General features: G+C 66.3%; 15 protein-coding genes and 2 pseudogenes. 10 read left to right on the top strand and 7 right to left on the bottom strand.

Annotated elements, in window-relative coordinates; all coding sequences use genetic code 11:
• Nucleotides 1–140: 140 nt before the first annotated feature.
• The gene (locus AC5Y5W_RS13450; protein WP_500013302.1) at nt 141–836 is read right to left on the bottom strand and encodes a YoaK family protein; all 696 of its coding nucleotides are present in this window, start codon (nt 834–836) and stop codon (nt 141–143) included.
• A gap of 357 nt (nt 837–1,193) precedes the next feature.
• Between AC5Y5W_RS13450 and AC5Y5W_RS13445 the strand changes: the two genes are divergently transcribed.
• Nucleotides 1,194–1,460, top strand: coding sequence for a hypothetical protein (locus AC5Y5W_RS13445; RefSeq protein ID WP_500013206.1), 267 nt, complete (start codon nt 1,194–1,196; stop codon nt 1,458–1,460).
• Between the two features lie 150 nt (nt 1,461–1,610).
• Nucleotides 1,611–2,476: pseudogene (locus tag AC5Y5W_RS13440) on the top strand (hypothetical protein).
• 122 nt (nt 2,477–2,598) lie between these two features.
• On the opposite strand, the gene AC5Y5W_RS13435 reads toward AC5Y5W_RS13440, so the two are convergent.
• Nucleotides 2,599–2,937, bottom strand: a complete 339-nt coding sequence (locus AC5Y5W_RS13435; RefSeq protein ID WP_500013208.1) for a hypothetical protein — start codon at nt 2,935–2,937, stop codon at nt 2,599–2,601.
• Nucleotides 2,938–3,131: 194 nt separating this feature from the next.
• Here AC5Y5W_RS13435 and AC5Y5W_RS13430 point away from each other — a divergent pair, with 194 nt between their 5' ends.
• Nucleotides 3,132–4,394, top strand: a complete 1,263-nt coding sequence (locus tag AC5Y5W_RS13430; RefSeq protein WP_500013210.1) for a DegT/DnrJ/EryC1/StrS aminotransferase family protein — start codon at nt 3,132–3,134, stop codon at nt 4,392–4,394.
• A 4-nt stretch (nt 4,395–4,398) separates the two neighbouring features.
• Here AC5Y5W_RS13430 and AC5Y5W_RS13425 read toward each other — a convergent pair whose 3' ends face one another.
• Nucleotides 4,399–5,766, bottom strand: coding sequence for a GMC oxidoreductase (locus AC5Y5W_RS13425; RefSeq protein WP_500013212.1), 1,368 nt, complete (start codon nt 5,764–5,766; stop codon nt 4,399–4,401).
• 178 nt (nt 5,767–5,944) lie between these two features.
• Between AC5Y5W_RS13425 and AC5Y5W_RS13420 the strand changes: the two genes are divergently transcribed.
• Nucleotides 5,945–7,876, top strand: coding sequence for a N,N-dimethylformamidase beta subunit family domain-containing protein (locus AC5Y5W_RS13420; protein ID WP_500013214.1), 1,932 nt, complete (start codon nt 5,945–5,947; stop codon nt 7,874–7,876).
• Nucleotides 7,876–9,168, top strand: coding sequence for a hypothetical protein (locus AC5Y5W_RS13415; protein ID WP_500013215.1), 1,293 nt, complete (start codon nt 7,876–7,878; stop codon nt 9,166–9,168). Before AC5Y5W_RS13420 ends, AC5Y5W_RS13415 begins: the two co-directional genes overlap by 1 nt.
• 24 nt (nt 9,169–9,192) lie before the next feature.
• Here AC5Y5W_RS13415 and AC5Y5W_RS13410 read toward each other — a convergent pair whose 3' ends face one another.
• From AC5Y5W_RS13410 to AC5Y5W_RS13400, 3 genes are all read right to left on the bottom strand, one after another.
• A complete protein-coding gene (locus tag AC5Y5W_RS13410) occupies nt 9,193–9,597 on the bottom strand; it encodes a four-helix bundle copper-binding protein (RefSeq protein WP_500013216.1) in 405 nt (134 codons plus the stop codon).
• A 113-nt stretch (nt 9,598–9,710) separates the two neighbouring features.
• Complete coding sequence (locus tag AC5Y5W_RS13405; RefSeq protein WP_500013217.1) at nt 9,711–11,963, bottom strand: heavy metal translocating P-type ATPase; 2,253 nt, start codon at nt 11,961–11,963, stop codon at nt 9,711–9,713.
• 42 nt (nt 11,964–12,005) lie between these two features.
• The gene (locus AC5Y5W_RS13400; protein ID WP_500013218.1) at nt 12,006–12,212 is read right to left on the bottom strand and encodes a heavy-metal-associated domain-containing protein; all 207 of its coding nucleotides are present in this window, start codon (nt 12,210–12,212) and stop codon (nt 12,006–12,008) included.
• Nucleotides 12,213–13,358: 1,146 nt separating this feature from the next.
• Here AC5Y5W_RS13400 and ripC point away from each other — a divergent pair.
• Nucleotides 13,359–14,492 (top strand): peptidoglycan hydrolase RipC, encoded by a 1,134-nt coding sequence (gene ripC / locus AC5Y5W_RS13395; protein ID WP_500013219.1) that lies wholly within the window; start codon nt 13,359–13,361, stop codon nt 14,490–14,492.
• Between the two features lie 496 nt (nt 14,493–14,988).
• A complete protein-coding gene (locus AC5Y5W_RS13390; RefSeq protein WP_500013220.1) occupies nt 14,989–16,521 on the top strand; it encodes a PPE family protein in 1,533 nt (510 codons plus the stop codon).
• A gap of 12 nt (nt 16,522–16,533) precedes the next feature.
• Here the strand turns inward: AC5Y5W_RS13390 and AC5Y5W_RS13385 are convergent.
• Nucleotides 16,534–16,719 (bottom strand): annotated as a pseudogene (locus tag AC5Y5W_RS13385) (M1 family peptidase); the annotation flags it as partial.
• Nucleotides 16,720–17,228: 509 nt separating this feature from the next.
• Between AC5Y5W_RS13385 and AC5Y5W_RS13380 the strand changes: the two are divergent.
• The 3 genes from AC5Y5W_RS13380 to AC5Y5W_RS13370 are packed head-to-tail and all read left to right on the top strand — an operon-like array spanning nt 17,229 to nt 19,685.
• On the top strand, nt 17,229–17,573 hold the full coding sequence (locus AC5Y5W_RS13380) for an NADH-quinone oxidoreductase subunit A (protein WP_500013222.1): 345 nt from the start codon (nt 17,229–17,231) through the stop codon (nt 17,571–17,573).
• A gap of 47 nt (nt 17,574–17,620) precedes the next feature.
• On the top strand, nt 17,621–18,757 hold the full coding sequence (locus AC5Y5W_RS13375) for a hypothetical protein (RefSeq protein WP_500013223.1): 1,137 nt from the start codon (nt 17,621–17,623) through the stop codon (nt 18,755–18,757).
• A complete protein-coding gene (locus AC5Y5W_RS13370; protein ID WP_500013225.1) occupies nt 18,750–19,685 on the top strand; it encodes an NADH-quinone oxidoreductase subunit H in 936 nt (311 codons plus the stop codon). The genes AC5Y5W_RS13375 and AC5Y5W_RS13370 overlap by 8 nt, the downstream gene beginning before the upstream one ends.

Genomic DNA, 19,685 nt, shown 5'->3' with positions numbered 1-19,685 from the left:
TGCCGCTGTGGCCGCCGAACTGAATGTGCGGGTGCACCGCGCCGACCGCCCTCTACATCGCAACTCGCTTATTGGCCCGAAACGAAGCCGCGCTACCGCTGGAAGCGGCAGCTGATCGATTCCCATTGTGGTGAACCGCGTTATGTGTTGACGGCCTTCGGCGGACGGGCGGGGTCATATGCAGGCCCGGGTGTGGGCGCCGCGCAAGCCGCACGCGTGCGACGCCTGCGGTCATGCAGCACACTGGCGCCCGCAACAGCTGCGCACGCGACGGCCGCAGGGATCAGCGCATGGTCGCCGATGCGGCCGCCGATTATCACCCCAGCAGCAGCACCGCCGACGAACAGCACCACTGTCGTCGTCAGAACCGCGGCTTTCGCCTTGTCGACTCCGTGGCGGTAGGCGCGGCCTACGAGCAGCCCGAGGTCGGTGACGGTTCCAGTGAAGTGCGTGGTACGAATCGCCATCCCTGGAAAACTAGAAGTCGTTCCGTTCTGCAACCCGCAGGCGGCGGCGGCCAGCGGCGCCCTGACCAAAGGATGTTCGAAACCGGCGGCTGCCACCAACAGCGCTGCCTCAGCGAGCAGGACCGCAGCGTGGCGCGGGCCAGTATGGCTCCGCGCGGCAGCCAGCACCATACCGGCAACGATGGCGCCGGCCAGGAATCCGATCACGATCCCGGCGATCATTCGGCCCGAATACAGCAGCGGATTGGTGCTGTGCATGCCGATTTGCGTGGTCAACGCAGTGAGGTTGCCGACCGGGAACACCCAAACCAGCAAGGCCACCGAGTTGACATAACCAGCGACCGCAGCGAGTAGCCCACTGTAGCCCAGCACGAGCTTTCGCGGATTTCGAGGGTGTGGATTGATAATCTGCGGGATGGCCCGTTCCGTCCGGTGATGGTTGCGGGCGCAAGGATAACACGGCGTTTAGCAGCTCATCGTTATCCCGTTCCGCCCGCGGGCCAATGCGGGACTCCGCCATCGCTGACGGTAGGCACGCGAGCCATCATTTGCGAAGTTGCACTCATCAGGAAATCAGAATGAATGAGCTTCGGCCCGAACCGCCGGCGCCTGTCGCGGCAAGGGTGGGCTCCGATCAGGATGCGGGCACCCCTGCGAAGTTTACCGGCGTGAGGCCTTCCGGGGCGCGCGGGTGACACTCAGTAAGTCGGCACTACAATCCCAACCGTGGCGCGCTACGAACCGCCGCACTACAGCGGTGACGATGAGACCGTGCATCTCAACCCCGGGGAGGCTGGAGACAAAGCTCCGCACCCCCTGGTATCGCAGGCCCGTGGTGCTGTTGAGCGTCGGCATCGCGATTCTGCCCTTACTGATTATTTCGGGCATCGTCGCGCTGTTCACCGGCAACCAGGGCGGGCACGCCTGCCCTACGACGCCGGCGACCACCGCGACAACAGCGCCGACGGCCACCACTACGTCGGGCGGGTTTGACCTTCCCTCCTTGCCATCAAAGATCACGCTGCCGTCACTGCGGTCAATAATCACGCTGCCGTCGCTGCCGAAACCGGGCCGCGCGCCTTTCAGTCTCCTTCGGAAAGGTTCTGCTGCTGTCGGCCAACGGACTGCCGTAACTTCCTTTAGGTGCTGCGATGGCTGCATGAGGATATCGTCGACCACGGCCAACTGGCTTTATTGTTCTGTCTGGTCGCATTCATCCTGACGTTCTTTGTGACGCGCATCATCGTGCGTTACGTCCGCCGTCACGCTGACAGCGGCCTGCCGCTCCAGTGGTGGCAACCACGAAATATCCAGATCGGCGGGGTGCACATCCACCACGCCGGATACGGCGTGATCCTGGTGATGGCATCCGGGGTAATGATGGTCAGCTGAGCCATCAAGGGCAGACGCCCGAATTCATCGCGGTAGCAACCGTTTTCGGTATCGGGGCTAGTTCTCGATGAATCCGCGTTAATCCTGCACTTGTCCGACGTGTACTGGGCGGAGGGCGGTCGGTCGTCAGTCGATGCGGTTTTCGCCTCGGTCGCGGTAGCGGGACTGCTGTTGCTGGGCTTTCACCCGCTGACGTTCGTCCTAGCTTGGTGGCGCGACTACCACTCGCTGGTGGTGCGGACTACCGTAATCGGTGGGGCGGCGGTAACGCTGGCGTTGGCCGTGGTGGTGTTGCTCAAAGGCAAGGTGTGGAGCGGCCTGCTCGGCATGTTCTTCATACCGCTGTTAGTGATGTGCGCGATCAGGTTGTCGCGCCCGCACGCCCCCTGGTCCCGCTGGCGGTACAGCAACCAACCGGAGAAGATGCGCCGTGCCCTGCAGCGGGAACGCAAGCTGCGACGGCCGGTCGTGCGAGCCAAGCTGTGGCTGCAAGACGCGATCGCCGGTAACCCGCGCCTTCCCGGCGCACGGTCGACGCCCAGTTGAACCGCCAGGTGCACGCCGCGTCGCCGCCTGAAGGCGCTCCGCGCCCCTGCCGGCCCGCCACGCCAGCTTGACCTGATTGCCCGGCGCCTCCGCTCCGTCCCAACATCAACCACTGACTGGTGCCGCCGAGGCCGACGCTCAGCGCGGGCATCGCCGTTGCGACCGGCGCTGCCCGCGCTGAGTTGGTCGGCCGTTACCTACGGCCGTGCGGGCCGAGGTTGATACCACCGCGGCTGTCGGCGCCGCCACTGACACTGTGCGGGCCGAAGTTGACACCACCGCGGGTGTCGGTGCCGGCGCCTCCACTGACGCCGTGCGGACCGAGATTGGCCCTGCCGCCGGTGTCGCTGCCAACGCCGCCGCCGATCGGACCGAGGCTGATACCGCCGCCCATGTCGTTGTCGCCGTTGACGCCGATGCCGCTGTCGTTCGGAACAGCGCTAGCGACGCCGGCGCCTATACCAAAAGTGCCGAACGCCAGTGCCGTGGCCGCGGCAATTGTCCATCTGCGAAGGTTTCGCTGTGTCTTCATCGGATTCCTCTCTAGAACAAGGCTCACCTTAACCGAAAGCGTTGACACATCCCGACTTTGGATCTATACCCCTAGGGGGTTAGGGTGTATCAGCCCTCAACAATACGTGGCTTGTCGAGTCTTCGCAACCATTAACCGTCTCGATGCCAAGCTGCGTAAGGTAATCGTCTCGAAGTGTATGGCCGGGAGGTGTGGTGACAGAACTGGCGTTGCACGGGGGTTCGCCGGTGTGGTCGGGCGGGTGGCCGGAATGGCCGCAACAGGACCAGACCACAATCGAACAGGTCACCGCGGCATTGACCAGCGGACGCTGGACGCTGACCGGCGGCTGGACCGGGGTCGAGCCCTACGAGCGCCGGTTCGCCCAGCGGTTCGCCGAGTTCCTCGGGGTGCCGTACTGCGTGAGCACCGACCACGGTTCCAGCAGCCTTGCCATCGCATTGGAGGCGGTCGGTGTGGGCGCCGGCGACGAGGTGGTGATACCCGTGTTCACCTGGGTGGCCACCGCCACCGCGGTGCTGAACGTCAACGCGGTGCCGGTCTTCGCCGACGCCGATCCGGACACCGGCTGCGTGAGCCCGGCGGCGATGGCGGCGGCGATCACCGAGCGCACCAAGGCGCTGATCGTGGTGCACCTGCATTCCCGGATGGCCGACATGGACGCCGTCGGGGCGCTCGCCGAGCGGCACGGCCTGGCCGTGGTCGAGGACTGCGCGCAAGCCCACGCCGCCCGGTGGAACGGTCGCGCGGCGGGTTCATTGGGCACCGTCGGCGCCTTCAGCATGCAGCAGGGCAAGGTGCTGACCTGTGGGGAAGGCGGCGCCGTGTGCACGTCGGACGCACGGCTTTATGATCGGTTGCAGCAGCTGCGGGCAGACTCGCGTCGCTACCCGCAGGTCGACCCGGCTATCGGCTACCCGTATCTCACCGAGGCATGCGATGTGATGGGCACCAACCACTGCCTGCCCGAGCTATCGGCGGCGCTGTTGCTCGACCAACTGGAGCGGCTGCCGGCGCAGCTGCACCAGCGCGCCCAATCCGGTGAGCTGCTCGACGCCGAACTCGCCCGGGTGCCGGGCTTGCGGTCGCTGGCGCGGCCGGCGCAACTCGACCTACCGAGTGTGTTCGCCTACGGCGTGCGGCGAGATCCCGACGCTTTCGCCGGTGCGCCCACCGACCGGGTGTGCGCCGCCGTGGCCGCCGAACTCGGTGTGCGGGTGCACCGCGCTGACCGTCCCTTACATCACAACCCCTTGTATTGCCCCGAGACCAAGCCGCGTTACCGCTGGCTGCATGAGCGGCTGCGGCCCCCGGCCGGCACCAGCTTTCCGCACGCCGAACAGCTTTACGACACCCTGATGCTGCTGCCGCACCGGGTGCTGTTGAGCACCCCGGCGGGACCGGAGGCCGTCGTGGCCGCGTTCGACAAGGTTGCCCGGCACGCAGCCACGCTGTGACGCTTCAGCCCATTAGCAGGCTGGCCGCCGTCCAGTGGGCCAGGGCCAGGGTGGTCAGCGACGGGTTGGCCGCACCCGAGCGCGGAAACGTCGCGGGCCCGACAACGTACCCGCCGGCTGCGGCCGTGAGTTCACCGGCTTCGCCGACGTCGGCCCCGCCCAGCGGCAGCGTGCCGGATTCGTGCTCGACCGTGCCCAACGGCCAGCAATACCCGACCGGAGCCCCCCGCGGTTCACTCATCACCTGAGCCAATGCCCGATCGAAGGCGAACGGTGCGCCCATGAAGTCCGGAAAGCCCAAGCGAGTCCCCGCCGATCCGCGCAGGCGTGCCCACAGCTCGCTCAGCTCACGTCGCTGCGCGGCCACCAGCTCGCGGTCGGATTCCGTCAGGCCCGGCGTCACCAGGCCGCGCCAGGGGACCCGTTCGGTGTCGGGAAACGAGACAACATTGTGTTTCGAACGCAGCTGCTCGCCCATCGCCCACACGTCGAGGAGCACCTCGTCGGGGCGTTCGGGCACCGCCCGGGTGCGGGCGAACACGTTGAACCGGCTCCCGGCGACGGGCATGTACTCGAACGCCTGCACCGGCTGCGGCCAGCCCAGTGCAGCGGCCGGCAACCGAACCACAAAGCCCTGCACCAGGTGGTCGTTGAGGCCGGTGAAGGCCGGCGGCCGGCCAGTCCCCGACAGTTGCGCCACCAGCCTGGTGTTGTCCAAAGTTCCCGCAGCAAGCACCACAGTGCGAGTGGCGATGGTCTCGGTGTCACCCGTGCGGGTATCCCGCACCCGAACCCCGGCAACCCGGCCCGCCCGGCTCACCACGCTCAGCACCTGGCACCCCGTACGCATTCGGGGCCGCCCCGCCCGCTCGCCGCGCGCCATCCAGCCACCGCACCGGTCCAGCGGCGTGTAGGCGCGCCAGCCCCCATTGCCGTCGGGCCGCACGGCCTGCGGCACCGCCCGACCGGACGGCAGCACCCCGCCCTGGTCAGCACCCTCGCGAATCAGCGCGCCCCCCGCCCAGTCCGCCAGCTCATGCTCGACCCGTTCGTAGAGACCCCCGGCACCCGCCGGCTCGCCGCACAGCGCCGAGCGGGGCGGTTCCGGCCAGGCCGGGTCGGCCAGCGCCCACTCCTCCAGTCTCAGGACCACCCCGTGCCAGTGCAGCGATCGCCCGCCAACCACTGGCTTGCGGCGCGTGTATACATAGTGCGGCGGCACCATACTGCGCCATCCGAGCGGGGCCGCAGCCGCCGTGCCGGCCGTTTCCGCGACCAGAACGTCGTCAACCCCTGCCGCTACGATCGCGCTCGCGCATTCCAGGCCGCTAAGCCCGGCTCCCACCACGACCACATCGACGGTGTCATCCATTCCCCGTTCCTCCGTCTCGGCGGCGGGTTTGGCGATTTCGGTTTAAACGTATACCCCGGCCGGGTATCTTGTCATATCTGAGGTAGGAGAGCGGTTCGGCGTCGTGATTTCGGGCAGCACGCATGATCCTTTAGTCGTCAACTGCAGGACGGCCAGGGTTGGCGGGGGAGGATACGCGGTGACGAGAAGTTCCCGCGGCGGGTCGCCAGACCCACCAGTGGTACGCGGCGGGTGGGCGGCCGAGGTCGCTGCGTGGGTGTACCCCCACGAGCCGACGGTCGGCGCCGGTGGGCGGCTGGTGCTGCATGTCTCGACCACCGAATCTCACTACCGGGCGGCGTTCTTCCGGGTCGGATTGCAGACCGTCCACCTGGGCACCAGTTCACCGCGCCGCGGGTACGACGTGCCGCCGGGACTACCGGACCAGGATTGGGGCTGGCCGCCGGAGGAATTCGACATCCCCGACAGCTGGCCGGACGGCGTGTACCTGGCGGTGATCACCGCCGCCGATGCCGCGCAGGGCCCACCCAGCCCGGATGAAGCACCCGCGATCGACGCGCGGTCGGGTCAGGCACTGTTCGTGATCCGCCGCACCGCCGGCGATACGCCACTGATTCTGTACAAGCTGTCCTGGGCCACCTACCACGCCTACAACGCGTCGGGCGGCGGCAGCATGTACCACACCGCGTCATTCGTCCCCGCGGTGACGACCACGAAGCTGACCACCCGGCGCCCCGGCGGCGGCACCGGTGGTCAGCCGTCGTTTCCCGAGGCGGTCGACGTCTACGACCCGAGCACTCCGCGCGAAGGATTCGCGCACTGGGATCTGCCGATGATCCGGTGGCTGGAACGCGAGGGCGTCGCGGTGGATTTCTGCACCGACCTCGACCTGCACCGCGACCCCGCTCTGCTGGCCGGTTACCGGCTTTTGCTCAGCGTCGGCCACGACGAGTACTGGAGCGCGCCGATGCGTCAGGCCGTGCAGGAGTTCGTCGCGAAGGGTGGCAACGTCGCCTTCTTCAGCGGCAACACCAGCTGGTGGCGTATCGATCTGGCCGACAACGGCGATATGACCTGTGTGCACCCGCCGGTCAGCCATCCACAGGGCGGGCAATGGTGGCGCCGTGCGCCGGAGAACGCCATGACCGGCGTCAGCTACCGCCAGGGCGGCGGCTGGTGGGACGGCCCCCGCGACCCGGTCGGCTACACCGTCCAGCACGCCGGGCACTGGGTGTACGAGGGCTTGGGTCTGCGCACCGGGGACACGTTCGGCGCCGAGCAGCGGTTGGTCGGCTACGAGTGCGATGGGGCGCTACTCGACCGGGGGCCAGACGGGCAGCTGCGGGCCGCCGGAACCGACGGAACACCGGCGCACCTGGCGGTACTGGGCGTCGCGCATCTGGGCGAGGGCTGGCAGGACCGCCCGGCGAGGGCGGATGCCAATGCCGTGCTGGGCGCTTACAGCGCTACCGGGACGGTGTTCACCTGTGGGACCACCGACTGGCCCAGGGTCCTCGAGCAAGGCAATGACGTGGTCGCCGGGGTGACGCGTAACGTGCTGCGCCGACTGGCCTGCCGCGGGATCCGGGTGCTTGGGCCTTTCCCCGCCCGGCATGGACACTGGCTGGCCGTGGCCGGGCAGCCCGCCGGCTTCTACGTCGCATTCGACCGGCCGGTCGACGACCGCACCCGGTTCAGGTGGACGTTATCGGTGGGCAATCGGCCCGCCGAGCCGATCAACGGCGGATTGCGTTGCGACACAACGATCCCGGACGAGCCTGGGCTGCTCACCGTCACCGTGCACATCGAAGACGACGAGGAACAGGTATTCGGCTGGACAAGCATCCCCGTGCTGTCCCGGCAGCAGGCCGCGCAGGTCGACGTGCTGTGTGGGCTGCGCGACCTGGTGCTCGCCGCGGTGCCCGCCCTGGTCCCGACCACTGAAGTGGGGATCGGTAACCGCCCATTCGGTGACCCGCGCTGGGACCCGATTCGTGATGGGCTTCGCAAGCCGATGACTGTCGATACTTTCCGGGAGGTGCTGATCGGGGCGGATCAGTTGGCTCGTATCGCCGCGGCGTTCTTGGGTGAGGGGAAGGAGGATTCCTGATGACAGTGCGACGGGAGCGCTTGGAGGCCGGGGGTGGGCTCGACCGCGTGCGGTTGGTGGATCACGTCGTTGAGCAGTTGGCGGGTCAACTGCCGGCGGGTCCGGCGGTGCCGGTGCTGATTCCCACGGTGGGGTTCGGTGGACAGAACCGGGCGGTGCTCGGCAACACCATCGCCGAGTTGGCCCGGCAACGGTGTTCGGTGCCGATCTCGGTGGTGTTGTTGGTCAACCGGCCGGCGAGCAGGCCCGCGGATGACACGCTGGCGCGAGCCCGCGCGGCAATCGCGCGGGCGGGTTCGGCGGCGGTGCGCTTCGGGGTCGCCGAGGTGGTGTTGTCGACCCGGATGGGGGTTGGCGAACTTCGACAGCTCCTGCTGGACGCGGTGGTCCAGGTGCAGCGGCTGGATCCGGCGCGTACCGGCTTCGTCGCCGCCGACGACGATCTGGTGGCGATCCCGGCGGGGCTGCTCGAGCAGCTGCACCAGGCGGTCACCGGACCAGCGCGGGCCGACCTCGCGGCCGGCCCCGTACTGTTCGACAGCCCCGAGGCGCCCGCTCCGGCCATACCGGTGTTCTTCGCTGCCGACGCGCTGCGCGCACTGCTTGCCGCCAAGTTCGTTCGCCGCCAGACGACCACCCCCGCAGACCCCGAGCAGGCCGAGCAGTTTCGGCACTACGCGGAGTCGATCGCGCTCAGCAGCAACCTCATCGTGCGCGCCTCGGCGCTTGGCGAGGCCGGCGGGTTCGTGCCCTATAACGAGATCACCGGGCTGCTGCGCGGGGTGCACAATCTGCCTTACGCGCGGCTCGTCGGCAGTTGGGATTTTCGGCCCGACGACGATGACGTCCTGACCGATCTGTATGGCAGCGCGATGCGGATCAGCGCGCGACGAGCCTTAGCCGCCTACCTATCCGCAGGTGTCCCTTCTGTCGCGCAATGGCGGGTGTGTCGCTTCCGGTCCTCGCGGGTCGACCCGGTGCGGGTGACCGACCCGGCGATACTCGGCGGCGCCGGGTCGATCTCGCGGCTAAGACCGCATGAGATCAGGACGTTGTCCGAAGAGCTGAACGGGGCGCTGTCCATTACGCTGCGTTGCTTCCCGCAGGACGGTGACGTGGTCACCGAGTGCCTGGCAGCACTCGGCCTGCCGCCCGGATCGGTGTCGATGAGGTTGGGCAGCAACGCCACCGATACGACCATTCACATCAAGCACGTTTGGGGTTTGCTCCAACGGCTACGGGCGGTGCAAGAACTATCCCCCCAGACTGACCGTCGCAGTGTGATCAGCTGAACCGCCGTTTCCGCACCGCAGGTTTCAGCCAAGGGATTCGATCAGGTCACGGCATGCGCGCTCGCAACGACGGCATACTTCCGCGCAAACACGGCAGTGATCATGGGCTTGGTGACGCTCGCACTCCTCTGCGCAAGCCTTACAGGTGTCAGCGCAGGCTTGCAACACGGCCCTGGTCACGTTGGCGTCATAGCCGGTGTGCCGGGACAGGACACGACCGGTGGCCTCGCAGACGTCTGAGCAGTCGAGGTTTGTGCGGATACATTTTGTCAACTGGTCGACCGATTCCTCACTGAGGCAGGCGTCGGCACATGCCGTACAAGCCTGCGCGCATTCGACGCAGGCGTCGATACATGTGGTCAGCTTGGCTCGGTCAACGTCACCGAGATCTTGCGGGTAGGTCTTCAGCATGCTGCTGGCGGTGCTCATAAGTGCTCCTTCAGGCGTGGGCGATCGTTCCTCCGTACCGGTACCCCTTAGGCAGGCGTCCAAACCGTATGCAGTGTCGCTGTTTTCGTACCACGGACACCCGTCGCCTTGGGTTACGGGTGCGGCTTGAATCTGCGCAGCCGCAAGCTGTTGCTGACCACGAACACCGACGAGAAGGCCATAGCGGCACCGGCCAGCATCGGGTTCAGCAGCCCGGCGGCGGCCAGCGGCAGCGCGGCAATGTTGTAGGCGAAGGCCCAAAACAGGTTGCCTTTGATGGTGGCCAGCGTCTTGCGTGAGAGTTGGATAGCCTCGGGCACCGCGCGCAGGTCACCGCGTACCAGCGTAAGGTCGCTGGCCTCGATTGCGACATCGGTGCCGGTGCCCATCGCCAGCCCGAGATCGGCCTGCGCCAGGGCGGCGGCGTCGTTGACGCCGTCGCCGACCATGGCCACCATCTTGCCCGCGGTCTGGAGCCGCTTGACGGTTTCCACCTTGTCTTTCGGCAGAACTTCGGCGATGACCTGCTCGATGCCGACCTGGCCGGCGATGGTGTGGGCCGCGGCTTCGTTGTCACCGGTGAGCATGATCGGCGTTAAGCCCAGCGCTCGCAGCCGCGCGACGGCATCGGCTGAGGTCGGCTTGACCGCATCCGCCACGACCAGCACCCCGCGGGGCTCGCCGTCCCAGCTGACTGCGACCGCTGTCTTGCCCTCCGATTCCGCCCGGCGCATCGGCTCTGTGAGATCCTCCGGCAGCTGCTGCGACCAGTCGGCCACTAGTTGGCGGCGGCCCACCACGACCGCGTGGCCCTCGACCATGCCCTGCACGCCGCGCCCCACCAGGTTGGTGAAACCCTCGACCGCCGGCAGATCGCCGACTTTGTCGCGGGCTCCCTTGGCGATCGCCTTGGCGATCGGGTGTTCGGACGAGTCCTCGAGCGCGCCCGCCAACCGCAACACCTCGGCGGGCTGTTCACCGTCGGCGGTGATCACGTCGAGCAGTGTCATTACACCGGTGGTGACGGTGCCGGTCTTGTCGAGCACGATCGTGTCGATGCGCCGGGTCGACTCCAGCACCTCGGGCCCTTTGATGAGGATCCCAAGCTGTGCGCCGCGGCCGGTGCCGACCATCAACGCGGTCGGTGTCGCCAAACCGAGGGCGCATGGGCAGGCGATGATGAGCACCGCCACTGCGGCGGTGAGCGCCGCCGAGATCGATCCGCCGAAGGCGATCCAGAACCCGAGCGTCGCCACCGACAGGGTGATCACGATCGGCACAAAGATTCCGGAGATCTTGTCGGCCAACCGCTGCGCGGACGCCTTGCCGGATTGCGCCTCCTCGACCAGCTTGGCCATTTGCGCCAATTGGGTATCCGAACCGACCCGATTAGCACGCACCACGATCCGCCCACCCACGTTGACCGTGGCACCAACCACTTGGTCACCCAGGCCAACCTCGACCGGCACTGATTCCCCGGTGAGCATGGAGGCGTCCGCCGCTGAGGAGCCCTCGATCACCACGCCGTCGGTGGCGATCTTCTCCCCCGGCCGCACCACGAACTCGTCGCCGACGGCGAGCTGCTCGATCGAGATCCGTTGCTCTGCACCGTTTCTGCGCACCGCGACATCCCTGGCGCCCAGCTCCAACAGCGCGCGCAGCGCAGCACCGGCACGCCGTTTGGCGCGGGTCTCAAAGTACCGGCCGGCAAGAACGAACGTGGTGACACCGGCGGCAGCCTCCAGATAGATGTTGTCGGTGCCGTCGGTGCGCGAGATGGTCAGCTCGAACGCGTGCCGCATGCCGACCATACCGGCGGAGCCCCAGAACAGGGCATAGACCGACCAGCCCAGAGCGGCGATCGTGCCCATCGAAATGAGCGTGTCCATGGTGGCGGTGCGATGCCGCAAGTTGGCCCACGCGGCCCTGTGGAACGGCAGCCCACCCCATACCACCACCGGCGCGGCCAGCGTGAGCGACAGCCACTGCCAGTTGGTGAACTGCAGCGGCGGCACCATGGCCATCGCGATCACCGGCACTGTGAGTGCCAGTGAGACCAACAGCCGCTGTCGCAGCAGCGCGGCCGAATCCGACTCGGCCAGTATCGCCGCGTCGCTATCAGCGACCGGCCGGCTCGGCTGGGGCAACTGCGCGGTGTATCCGGCCTGCTCAACCGTCGCTACCAGCTGATCCGGTGAAAAGCCACCGACATATTCGACGCTGGCCTTCTCGGTGGCGAAGTTGACCGAGGCGCTGACTCCGTCGAGCTTGTTGAGCTTCTTTTCGATTCGGGCCGCACACGAAGCACACGTCATTCCGCCGATCTGCAGCTCGATCTGCTGAGCAGCTTCGGCGACGGGGTCCATCTGCCGTACTCCTCTCACTAACAGCCGCGTGATACAGGGCTCCTAGCTGGCGAGTTGGTAGCCAGCCTCTTCGACCGCGCCCTCGATCGCATCGGTGTCGATTGGGCGGTCACTGTCAATGCTCACCGTGCCGCTGGCCAGGTCCACGCTCACCGCGTTGACACCGGCGATATGGCCGACCTCCTCGCGCACCGAGGATGCGCAGTGACCGCACGTCATCCCGGCAACTGTGAATGTCATCGTGCTCATGTCGTTCTCCGATCGATAGGCAACCTGGCTGACAAAGCCAGTTCTACTGTACCCCAGTGGGGTATGCAAGCCGGACTTGGTGAGCCGCGCCTCGTTCGACGCGTTGTGCCGCACCGGATGGTGGACGTCTCAGGCGGTAGGTCGCAGGCGCCGTCTCGCGGGCATAATCGCAACCGAGCGCTGCGCTGGCCGCCAGAGAAGCACACGACACGAAGTGTCGATCAAACCCGGTGATGGTTCCGTATGCCCGGCCACAGTCCAGTCGACCGGGGGAACAGGCGGTCGTCGCCGAGCGGTGAATCCTCAATGACGATGTTTCGCAATTCAGTTCACATGGCCGATATCGAACCGCGGATCATCGGGTACAGCAGTACATATAGTCCGCCCTCACGGTCCGAACCGAACCGGCGTTTCGTCGTGGGAGACAGTCGGATACCATTCCGTGACGGCCTACAGGTAGCGGCGGGCAGTGCTGGACGGCCCGGCTATAGTTCGAGGCGGTAGCCGAGGCTTTGCTCACGGCCGCGGCTGAGGTGCCGATCGAGCGAGCGCTGCCACTCGATTCGACGGTCGAGGTTTCATCGTGCCGCTGCTGGTAGGTGGTGCGGCGGCGTTGGGCGGCGTTGGAGCGCCGGGCCAGTAGGCTCCGCTCGCGCTCAGGAGCTGCTCGCGGTCGTCGGTTTGGGCGGCGATATCGTGCGCGGTGCGAGCTCGCTCGTCGTGGTTAGCGACGATGAAGCGCACCACTTGGGCGGCGCCGCGGCAGCCACATGCACACCCGGCTGTTCGTCGGCGTGATGTTCGCGTTTGGTTTCGCCGGCGCGCCGTTCGTAGAGGTGCGCGCAATTTCAATCGCGGCCGCGGGTCAACGCGACGTAGAGCAGGTTGCGGCTGGTGGGCTCCGAGCACGGTGGGTGGTTCGGCGCGCAGTCATACAAGGACAACGGCAGCAGTCCGGGGCGCCACCACCTTCGACAGGATCGCCTACGAGTTCTTCGCCTGGACCCGCTGTAGCGAGCTACCGGCCCCGGATCCTGCCGATTTCTTAATGTTCCGCTGTTGGACAATGCCTATACCGTTTCGTAACCTGTCTGAGACCTAAAGCAAATTCGACGTTTTGTCGACGGGTTTGAAGGATACGAAATTTTGGGGTCGGGGCATGACGGTAGACGCTGGGCTGGGCGCACTCACAAGCGATTTGCCGTCGCCGCGATAGCGGGCTTTATCACCATTTTCTCCGGCGCGGTTACCGGCAATGTGCTGGCCGATCCGGCCGATGACGCCATGGCAAAGCTCAATGAGCTATCTCGTCAGGCCGAACAGACGACTGAGGCGATGCACAGCGCCCAGCTCGATCTCAACGACAAACTGGTTGCGCAGCGGGCCGCGGACAAGCGGCACGCGGATGATCAAGCCGCCGCGCAAGCCACCAAAGCTCGGTTGGCAACCTTCCAGGCCGGTGTCAACAAGTTTGCTGCCGCGATGTACATGGGCGGTCGAACTGACGGCATGGACGCGATCCTGACCGCCGAGTCGCCCCAGCAGTTGATCGGCAAGCTGGCGGTGCAGCGGGTGATCGCCACCGAGATGTCTGCGCAGATGGCCAGTTACCGGACAGCCGGGGATCAGGCCGCCAAAGCCGAGCAGGCGTCGGCGAAATCGGCGGCGGACGCCAAGACCGCCGCCGAGCAGGCCGCCGCTGTGCGGGCGAGTCTGCAGTCCAAGCAGAGTCAGCTGCAGGTGCAGATCGCCGTCGTCAAGTCGCAGTACCTCTCTTTGTCGCCGGGGCAGCGCACCGCGCTGGCCGAACCAGGGCCGGCCCCGCAGCCGGCCGCGCTGGTAGCGGCGCCCGCACCTGAAGCGTTGCCGCCCAATGGTGGTGGGCCCGGCGTAGACGCGCCTGAGGCGTTTCCCGGCGGCGCGCCGGGTAGCGGCCAGGGAGCGACGGCCGTGCAGGCCGCGTTGACCCAGGTCGGTGCGCCGTATTCGTGGGGTGGCGCCGCGCCCGGGGGCTTTGATTGCTCTGGCTTGGTGATGTGGGCGTTCCAGCAGGCCGGCATCGCGCTGCCGCACTCCAGCCAGGCGTTGGCCCACGGCGGGCAGCCTGTTGCGCTGTCGGACCTGCAACCCGGTGACGTGCTCACCTTTTACTCTGACGCGTCACACGCCGGCATCTACGTCGGTGACGGTCTGATGGTCCATTCCTCCACCTACGGTCAGCCGGTCAAAGTAGTGTCGATGGCCTCGTCCGGCCCGATTCACAACGCCCGCCGGTACTAACTTTGGTCGGCGACGCCAGTGGCTGGCGGCGCTCTTGCCGTGCGCCTCCGCCACCGCACTCATGCTCGCCTTAGCCGTAGTGATGGGGTGGTGGCGCTTTAGGTCAGCCGAATCCACGACGGCGCCGGCGCTAGCCATGAGCCATCCGCATCGGATCCCGCCGTCGGTCGTATACCAAGCGTCGTCAACTCAGCCGCCTGTTGCTCGTACGAGCGGGATTGCAGCTGCTTTGGCAAGACAGTCAACTGAACAAAACTCGAGCACAACAGCGGTCCGACATGCGCAACTTCATTGTGTCCGACAAATGCCTCAAGCGAGCGAATCGTCGATTCACCGAACACGGGCGGCGGGTACACGTCCTCCACCGTCACTTGATAATGAAAATCACGTTCAGTAAGCTCTGCAGGTTGATGGAACCCGTCGACGCAGGAGTGTCTGTCATGGTGTCGTGCGCCCGTGATGTTGCGTCGTCGTATCTGGTTGTCGGCGGCTGACGATGACCGCGCCGGTGTGGATGGCCTCGCCACCGGAGGTGCATTCGGCGTTGCTGAGTGCCGGTCCGGGACCTGGACCGTTGTTGGCGGCGGCTGGGGTGTGGTCGTCGCTGAGTTCCGAATACGCTTCAGTAGCAGAGGAACTCAGCGCGTTGTTGGCGGCGGTTCAGGCTGGCGTGTGGGAGGGGCAGAGCGCAGAGTCGTATGTCGCCGCCAATGTGCCCTATGTGGCGTGGTTGATGCACGCCAGCGCAGACAGCGCGGCAGCGGCCGTCCAGCATGAGGCGGTGGCCGCCGGTTACACCGCCGCACTGGCAACGATTCCGACGCTGCCCGAGCTAGCCGCCAACCATGCTATTCACGCGACCTTGGTGGCTACGAATTTTTTTGGGATCAATACGATTCCGATTGCGCTCAACGAGGCCGATTACGTCCGGATGTGGATCCAGGCCGCCACCACGATGAGCACCTATCAGGCAGTCTCCAGCATGGCGGTGGCCTCGAGGCCGCAAACCGCAGCGGCACCGCAGATCCAGAAATCCGACAACAACGGCGACAGCAGCGGCTGCGGCACCAGAATAGATCCATGGACCGGAGAAACCGAGAACGTCCTTTGCCCCTCCGACCCAGGCTTCTATAAAGAGTGGGGCTCCGAACTTGCCGAGCAATTTCAAACGCTTGCGAACGCCCTGCTGACAGATCCGTCGCAGGTGTCGAGCATCCTTGCCCTGATGGAAGCCGATTTCATGTTCCATCTTCAGCTGGTGGCGTCCAGTGTGGCGCAATCATCCCCGCAGTTGCTATCTGTCGGCCTCGGTCTGGCGATCGCTGGCTTGGGAGCCATCACCGGCGTGGGAGCGGCGATCGGCTTGTCTGGGCTGGCCGGCCTGACCGTGGCGCCGGTGCCCTCAGGTGCCGAAACGATCCCGGTCGAGGCTTCGCCCAGGGTGGGCGTCGGGCTTGCACCGGCTGCATCGTCTGCCGTAAGCCCTGGCTCGGTTTCTGCCGCCACTCCGGCGCCCGCGGCAACCAGCGCCGCGGGCGCACCGCCGACGCCGCCCACACCGCCGGCCGCCAGCGTCACAGGCTTGTCCTTCCCTTACCTGGTGGGTGGGCCCCGCATTGGCCTCAGCTCGGGAATGAGCAGCAGCGCCAGCTCGAGCGCCAAACGCAAAGCGCCGGACCCCGATACCACCGCAGCGGCGGCAGCAGTGGCCGCCCGAGAAAAGAGGCGGGCACGGCGGCGCCGAAGGGCGGCGCTGCACGGGGGCGCCGACGAATTCATGGATATGAATGTCGAAGTCGACCCCGAGTGGGGCGCGCCCCCGGCTGAAGAGCCCGTCGCCTCGACGGCGGCCTCGGATACCGGTGCGGGGCCGTTGGGTTTTGCCGGGACCGTGCGCAAAGGCAATGCCACTCAGGTCGCGGGCTTGACCACGGTGGCGGGCGATGAGTTTGGTGGCGGTCCGACGGTGCCGATGGTGCCAGGCAGCTGGGAGCTTGATCGGTTTGCCGACAGCGACGGCGAGAGCTGACGCGCAACCTCGTTCATGCAGCAAGATCTCGCGCCAGCGCCGGGTCATCACGCTGTTGCTGAACCACTGGCGGGCCAACTCATGCACGATCAGCCGCTCGGAGCCGCGCTGGCCGTCGCAGCGATTCGCCCCGCAGCGTGAATACCCAGCGCTTCAACGTATCTCAAGGTCGTCGTCGGTGGCCGCCGCGGTGTAGCCCTGACGTATTCAACGCTGCGATCCTCCGGTTCGTGGCCAGCTTGCCCACCGACTGACGATTACTGTCGCAACAGAGTAGCCATGTCAGGTAGCCTTTTACTCTCCGTGTCTCGTAATCTATACCATGGCGGGGTACGGTACGACCGACGAGTAGCATGTATCAACCGGAGTGGAAATGACCTCAGTGGCGTTCAGAACCGTCAAACATCCTGCGGTGCGCGCTATTGCACATTGTGCGTTGATGTGCGCCCTCGGCGCGACCCAACGCCACGATCGGCGCTCGGGAGGATGCGGCCGGGAATCGCGCGGTCGAGCTGCGCGACGGTTGGGAACTCTGAGGTAGCGATGACGCAGATAGTTGGCGAGAGCGGACCAACCGATCGCGACGGGTTGCCGACGCCCCGGTATCGCTGGAACCTCACCAGCGACGAGTGGTCGTTCGGGAGCCGGCACCACTAGGCGTTGACATCGTCTTGACTGCCGACCACTGAACGGAAGTAGGAGTCGCGATGTATGCAGGCGTGGCGTGGATGCTGGTGGGCACCGTGGCTGCGGTCGTGAGCGTTTATGGCTTGCACCGGATTTCGGCCGTGAGCCAGAGTGCGCTGACTATACTGCCGTTCGAGTCTGGGTGGCCACCGGAGCAGCACGCATTGTCGCGCTATCACGTGCGGTGGTATCTGGCGACTCTCGTCTTTCTCGCCTTTGACGTCGAGATGCTGTTCATGTACCCGTGGGCGCTGGTGGTCGCGAAAATGGGTGCCACCGCGATCACCGAAATGTTCCTGTTTTTGGCGGCGCTGCTCGTGGCCGTGGTATGGGCATGGCGCGAGGGCGCACTGCGATGGGTGTGACGCGGCTGTTGGCACGATGCGGAGCGCGGCGCGCACACGTTCTCACCGTGGAGACGCCCGGGTACTGGGTGGTGCGCGCAGAGGCCGACCGCGGACTTCGTGCCCGCGGGTGGTGTGCGGCTACATCACCGGCCGACGCCGACGTGTTGGCAGTCTGCGGCGCGCCCGGGCCCGAATTGAGCGAGGCGATCGACCGACTCTGGGATCAGCTACCCGGGCCCCGTGTCCGTATCGACGCGCCCGATTCGGAACTGGTGGAGTCGGCCCTGGATCGGGCCGCCGTTCAGTTGCTCGATATCGATATGCAACGCACCGATGCTTGTGAACGCGCTCAGTCTCCAAACTTGAGCGCTGATCACGACAGCACCGATCACAGCGGCCACCACCAGGTGAGCCACGGCGGCATGGAGCATGCTGAGCACGAGCATATGGACCACAACGTCACCACCCACGGCGAGCACAGCCAACACCAACACATGAACCACGGCGACATGGACATGGCGCCTGCTGGGATCGCTCTGGCCGAAGGCGGCGACGACCGCGACGGCTTGGAAATGGATGTGTTGCATGTGCGACTCGGTCCGGTGCTCTGCTACTGGCCAGCAGGATTGGTGCTGCGGTGCTCGCTGCAGGGAGACATGCTCGCGGAGGTCGAGGCCTGGGTCATGGATAGCAAATCTCCTGATGAGAATAGGCACCCAAAAGACCACAATGACGCGGCGGTGGTCGCGGCGCGACAGTGCGATCACGTCACTGATCTGCTGGTGCTGGCTGGTTGGCCGCGTGCGGCGGCGATTGCCCGGACGGCGCGCGATTCGCTGCTGACCGAACACGACCTCGACCGCGGACGGTCACTTCTCGACAACCTGCATGGCACGCTTCGACGGAGGCGGGTGCTGCGCTGGTCGTTGCGCCACCTAGCCTCGTTGACCGTCGAGGACTGCGAGCGCTTGCGGCTGCCGGCCGCATTGGCCGGCGATTGTTACGACCGTCTGCTCACTCGGGTCGACATGGCGCGGCAGGCGCTTTCGAATCCTCTTGAAGTCAACCACTCTCACGCGATTTCAACCAGGGTTGTCGGCGCAGTGCCTCATCTGGTGGGTGGCCTCGACCTTGCGACGGCTCGACTGGTGATTGCCAGCCTTGGTATCGACACGACACCCGCGGGCGGTCGCCATGGTTGACGTTTCGATCACGACGGTGCCCGGGGTGTGGGGGCTGGCCGGGGCGGCGTTGGTGATGGGTCTCGGCCTTTATGCGGCAACTCTCGACGGTGTGCTCACTGCCCGCGGTACCGGGGTGCGTGCGGGCGGTGCGAGGACAGCGGTTGTTGAGGTCGCTCGGTTGATGCGCCAGCGTCGCCGCACCACCGTGGCCGCGGACACGTTGCTATGGCGGATCGGTGGTGCCGGACTGATCGTTGTCGCATCGCTGATGGTGACGGTGGTACCGCTGGGGCGCTGGACGCTGTTCGACTTCGATGTCGGCGTGGTGTGGTTCAACGCGATGGATGTGATGGTGTGGGCGCTGGTGTGGCTTGCCGGTTGGGGCCCCAACTCCGCACATTCGCTTGTCGGCGGTTATCGCTTCCTGGCCCACGGACTGGGCTACGAGCTGCCGCTGATGTTCGCGCTCGTCGCACCGGCCATCGCCGCCGAGAGCCTTCGGGTGGCCGATGTAGTCATCGCTCAGCACGGGTTGTGGTTCGTCGTGTGGATGCCGATCGCCTTCTTTGTGTATTGCCTTGGCGTGGTGGCGTTTGCGGTGTGGGGGCCGTTCAGTCCGGCGCTGGGCGCAGATATCGTCGGCGGCGTCACCGCCGAATTGTCCGGCGTGGACCGACTGGTGTTCCAGGCCGGCCGCTACGCCCTGCTGGCCGCCGGAGCCGCCTTCGCGGTGCCGATGTTCCTCGGCGGCGGCGCCGGACCGCTGTTACCGGGTTGGGTGTGGGTCTTGCTCAAGACCGTTGCGCTGCTATCGGTGTTCGTGTGGTTACGCGGGCGGGTTCCGGTTTTGCGGCCCGACAAATTCATGGAGATCGGCTGGCTGGTGTTGTTGCCGCTCACCCTCGTCCAAGACCTCGTCGTAGCTGTTATCGCAGTGAGGAACTGA

It is taken from the genome of Mycobacterium sp. NGS51, assembly GCF_059812525.1.
The sequence above is the reverse complement of the archived record's forward strand: the minus strand, read 5'-3'. Positions and strand labels throughout refer to the sequence as shown.